Below are 991 nucleotides of genomic sequence, written 5' to 3' on the forward strand. Positions count from 1 at the left end.
GGCGTGCAGATCTGGACCGATGGGGCGTGCAGTGACAACCCCGGCCCGGGTGGTTGGGGTGCCCTGCTGCGTTACGGCGATCACGAGCGGGAGTTGTGCGGCGGTGAGGCCACGCCCACCACCAACAACCGGATGGAGCTGATGGCGGCCATCCAGGCGTTGGAGAGCCTGAACCGGCCGGTCACCGTGGAGCTGCACACCGACAGCACGTACGTGCGCAACGGCATCACCAGCTGGCTGGCGTCGTGGAAGCGCAACGGGTGGCGGACGGCCGCGAAGCAGCCGGTGAAGAACGCCGACCTGTGGCAGCGGCTGGAGGCGGCCTGCGAGCGGCACGAGGTGACCTGGCTGTGGGTCAAGGGGCACAACGGGCACCCGGAGAACGAGCGGGCCGACGGGCTCGCCAACAAGGGCATGACCGAGGCGCGGGCCGCGCTGACCAGCCGCTGAGCCGGGGTCAGCGGGTCGCGTCGGGGTGCCCCGGCATGCTGGAGCCACCACCGCTGCTGCCGGAGGAACCACCGGCGACGCCCGAGTTGTCGGGCTCGGTCACGATGTCCGGCCGGACGTCGGTGTCCGCCGGTGCGGGGACCTCGGTGTCCGTCTCGACCTGCACTAGTGAGGTCTGGCCGGCCTCGTCCTCGCTGTGCTGCGGGTCGCCCGGCTGTTCACCTTGGCGATTTCGGTAGCCCACGCCGTGCCCCCCGTCGATGCCGGTTCGCGTCGGCGCTGGCTACCCGGCGTCGTCCCGGCCGAAACCTCGTGCTCAGCGGCGGCGGCCCCGATGGGCGCGGGCCGGGGATCGGGTCGGCTGGCGGACCGGGGTGAGTGGCAGCGCCGTCCAGTGCGCCGGCCGGGTGAGCGTCTGCGGCAGCCCGGTGCGGGTGTCGCCCCGGGCGGCGTCCAGCTGGGTCTGGTGCAGGAAGAGCGTGCGCCGCAGGTCCGCGCCCCGCAGATCGGCCCCGCGCAGGTCCGCGCCGGTGACGTCGGC

General features: G+C 73.4%; 3 protein-coding genes. 1 reads left to right on the top strand and 2 read right to left on the bottom strand.

The window, feature by feature from the left end:
* Positions 1 to 3: 3 nt before the first annotated feature.
* The gene (gene rnhA, locus KBX53_RS34155; RefSeq protein WP_309140919.1) at positions 4 to 450 is read left to right on the top strand and encodes a ribonuclease HI; all 447 of its coding nucleotides are present in this window, start codon (positions 4 to 6) and stop codon (positions 448 to 450) included.
* Positions 451 to 457: 7 nt separating this feature from the next.
* On the opposite strand, the gene KBX53_RS34160 is transcribed toward rnhA, so the two are convergent.
* Positions 458 to 694 carry a hypothetical protein gene (locus KBX53_RS34160; protein ID WP_030332502.1) on the bottom strand — a complete coding sequence of 79 codons (237 nt, stop codon included), beginning with the start codon at positions 692 to 694 and terminating at the stop codon, positions 458 to 460.
* Between the two features lie 72 nt (positions 695 to 766).
* Positions 767 to 991, bottom strand: a 225-nt coding sequence (locus tag KBX53_RS34165; protein WP_210863944.1) for a pentapeptide repeat-containing protein, incomplete at its 5' end; no start/stop codon positions are given.

This window comes from Micromonospora sp. M51 (assembly GCF_018070305.1).
Taxonomy (GTDB): domain Bacteria; phylum Actinomycetota; class Actinomycetes; order Mycobacteriales; family Micromonosporaceae; genus Micromonospora; species Micromonospora parva.